The 3,647-nt window shown below is 28.5% G+C and carries 6 protein-coding genes; all 6 read left to right on the forward strand.

Annotated features, from left to right (window positions below; genetic code table 11):
• Positions 1 to 236: 236 nt before the first annotated feature.
• Entirely contained in the window at positions 237 to 782 is a 546-nt protein-coding gene (locus ACVFVN_RS14440) for a Panacea domain-containing protein (protein ID WP_456235823.1), read from the forward strand.
• A 2-nt stretch (positions 783 to 784) separates the two neighbouring features.
• A complete protein-coding gene (locus ACVFVN_RS14445; RefSeq protein WP_456235824.1) occupies positions 785 to 1,228 on the forward strand; it encodes a hypothetical protein in 444 nt (147 codons plus the stop codon).
• A 241-nt stretch (positions 1,229 to 1,469) separates the two neighbouring features.
• Entirely contained in the window at positions 1,470 to 2,015 is a 546-nt protein-coding gene (locus ACVFVN_RS14450; RefSeq protein ID WP_079665665.1) for a hypothetical protein, read from the forward strand.
• A gap of 219 nt (positions 2,016 to 2,234) precedes the next feature.
• Entirely contained in the window at positions 2,235 to 2,603 is a 369-nt protein-coding gene (locus ACVFVN_RS14455) for a hypothetical protein (protein ID WP_456235825.1), read from the forward strand.
• A 239-nt stretch (positions 2,604 to 2,842) separates the two neighbouring features.
• A complete protein-coding gene (locus tag ACVFVN_RS14460) occupies positions 2,843 to 3,211 on the forward strand; it encodes a hypothetical protein (RefSeq protein ID WP_456235825.1) in 369 nt (122 codons plus the stop codon).
• 243 nt (positions 3,212 to 3,454) lie between these two features.
• Positions 3,455 to 3,647, forward strand: a 193-nt coding sequence (locus ACVFVN_RS14465; protein ID WP_456235826.1) for a hypothetical protein, incomplete at its 3' end; no start/stop codon positions are given.

Genomic DNA, 3,647 nt, shown 5'->3' on the forward strand with positions numbered 1-3,647 from the left:
CCACTCATGCTTTTCAATTCTGCAAATTTTTGTAAGTTAGCAGTATTGAAAAAGCATTCGCTACGTTTGTTCTTTCCTAGAACTTTTTGTTCTTCGAAAGCCCGCACTTCGCCAATACTTTTTCGTTATAGGCAATTATTCCCACAAGATACTGACAATCCTAAAAATGTTAAAAAAATTGTTTCCTTATAAAACAAATTCTATATTTGCAAATAATTTTAAGGAATTTATCAACAATGGAAAAGTTTAATTTTGAAGACTTCAAAGTAGAGAAAGCAATTAATGCAGTTCTTTACATTGCTCGTAGGTTAAAGAGAAATGACTTCCATAAAATTTTTAAAATATTATATTTTGCCGATAGAAATCATATTTCTGAATATGGTAGATCAATAACTGGGGATACTTATATAGCAATGAATGATGGTCCTGTACCTTCAAATCTTTACGATATTTTTAAATCAGTTAGAGGTGATGGTTTCTTTAAAGACAACAATAATTTTTCTCAAGTTTTCAATGTTGTCAATTGGGATTTAATACAGCCTATAGCAGAACCAAATTTAAAAAAACTATCTAAAACAGATTTGGAATTTTTAAATAATTCATTAATTGAATATGGTGATTTATCTTGGGACGAAGTTAGAGAAAAATCTCACGACTACGCTTGGAGAAATACCGTTAAAAATTCCCCTATTTCTTTAGATAATCTAGTTATTGAAACTGGAAATGATGAGTCTTATGTAGAATATTTAAAAGAGCAAATGCTTTTAGCTAAATCTTTTTAAGTATGTCAATTTTTGGAGGATTAGACCCTGAAAAACATAAGGAATTAATTAGGCAATCTATAAATGTTGGTGACGTATTTCTAAAAAAGTTTGAAGAAGCTGAACACGAAAAGTTTTTCATCATTGCTGGTATTTCTGAAGGAAAAATATATGTATGTTCTGTATTTATAAATTCAAGAATTCACCCTTCAGTCATTAACAAACCGAATATTTATAAACTACACATTCCTTTATTAAAATCTCAAAATGAGTTTTTGAGTCACGATTCATATGCTAATTGCTCATACCCTATCCCACTAGACGTTCACAAAATTACAGAAGGAATAATAAATACATCTTGTAAAGTAATTGGCAATATTAATAAAGCTGACATTGGATATATTCAAAATGCAATAATTGAATCTGGGTTGTTATCAGACGATGAAATTGCACTTTACTTTTCTTAAACAAATAATAACTGCCTATAACATGGGTTTTGCAAAAGAGCGGTTTAAGTGCAAACTTCAACATTTGTACTTCTATTCCGCAAAAACCATTTTTTATGTGCTTGAAAAGTGTAAATTAGCAAATAAAAAAATGGTTTTGCTACGTTAGTGCAAAGTTGAAAGTTCCGTCTTTCTAATCCGCTCCTTCGCAAAGCCCTAAACCGTTATCTGCAATTATTCACAAAATTTACGTTTACATCAAATGATAGAGAAAATTTGGAAAGATCCTGTTTGGAGCAAAGTTATTTCGGTAATTATTGTTGCAATTGGAGGTTTAATTTTGGCAAAAGCAAAAAGTTATTATGACTCTCAAACTTTTAAAGAAGCATTTAATGATATAATAAACTATCAATTGAAAATAATTTATATTTTTTTTGGCATTATAATTTTTTGGATATTAAGATGGATTTACAAAATTAGTTTAGGCTCAAATAGAAATAAGACAAATTCAAAATTTGAAAAGAATAAAACTTTGCTGAGAAAAGTTGACAAGATTATTGATAAAAAAGAAGGAGTAATGATGAAATGGAATGTCCATTTCTCCACAGCTAATAAACCTTTTGTTTCAGATGTAAATTGTTTTTGTTTACTTCATGGAGATTTACCAATTAAATTTCTGTGGAACAGATGTCCTCACCAAGATTGCAAAAATTCCCAAAAACAAATAGATGATTATTCGCTAGAGAATTTAGCTGAATCAATAGTTTTAGATGAATGGGACAAAATAAATGGAAATAAAATAATATAACTGCAGATAACAGTGTATTGGCAAAATGCGGGGTTTAAGGTTCAATTGAATTTTTTGTAATATTTATCCGCCAATATTTTCCAATTCCACTTTTTTTCTTAATTTAGTTCCATTGAAAAAATATTGGCTACGATTGGTCTGAACTTGAACATTCGTTCAAATTAAGCCCGCACTTCGCCAATACTTTTTCCGTTAGCCGCAATTTCACCAAAGCACCGTATGAAAAAAAATTTAGGAATATTTTCAATTATAGTTTTGATGATTATTGTTATTGGATTTTTGACCTTTTTGTCTAATGTTTCATTTTTCATAATCGTGCGTGAAATGCCCGAAGAACGTGCGAAAATTGTTTCAGATCAAGTAGTCCAAGAAATTATACCATACTTTGGAATAGCTTTACTAATTTTGATTTCTATAAATTACATAATTTTTAAAAAATTACTTTTGAGCAAAAATGCGATTTCAAAAAGTATAATTCTATCAATTTTAACTATACTAATTTCAATTATATTTCTTTTTGGATTTAAAAGTAAATTCATTGAACAAAATAAAATTGATTATCAAAGAATTTTAAAAATGCAAAAATAAAATTGTAAAAACTTAAAGAAACTGCAGCTAACATTGTATTGGCAAAATGCGGGAAGAAGTGCAAAATTGAAAAGCAGAAATATTATTCCGCTCATGCTTTTCAATTCTGCAAATTTTTGTAAGTTAGCAGTATTGAAAAAGCATTCGCTACGTTTGGTCATCCTTGAACTTTTAGTTCTTCGAAAGCCCGCACTTCGCCAATACTTTTTCCGTTAGCCGCAATTTCACCAAAGCACCGTATGAAAAAAAATTTAGGAATATTTTCAATTATAGTTTTGATGATTATTGTTATTGGATTTTTGACCTTTTTGTCTAATGTTTCATTTTTCATAATCGTGCGTGAAATGCCCGAAGAACGTGCGAAAATTGTTTCAGATCAAGTAGTCCAAGAAATTATACCATACTTTGGAATAGCTTTACTAATTTTGATTTCTATAAATTACATAATTTTTAAAAAATTACTTTTGAGCAAAAATGCGATTTCAAAAAGTATAATTCTATCAATTTTAACTATACTAATTTCAATTATATTTCTTTTTGGATTTAAAAGTAAATTCATTGAACAAAATAAAATTGATTATCAAAGAATTTTAAAAATGCAAAAATAAAATTGTAAAAACTTAAAGAAACTGCAGCTAACATTGTATTGGCAAAATGCGGGAAGAAGTGCAAAATTGAAAAGCAGAAATATTATTCCGCTCATGCTTTTCAATTCTGCAAATTTTTGTAAGTTAGCAGTATTGAAAAAGCATTCGCTACGTTTGGTCATCCTTGAACTTTTAGTTCTTCGAAAGCCCGCACTTCGCCAATACTTTTTCCGTTAGCTGCAAGTTTACAAACTCCGTGTATCAATGAAATTTTCAGAAAAAATAAGAGATGAACTAGATTTAATTCTAAATGAAGCTACTTTCATTGATCTGAAATTGAATGAAACTGAGAATTCTATAATTTGTCAATTCGAACTATTAAAAGAGAATGATAGCAATTATTCGAACTATATTCAATTAAAATTAGAAAACATAAAAAAATATATTTCAACTTACA

Source organism: Soonwooa purpurea (assembly GCF_053891095.1).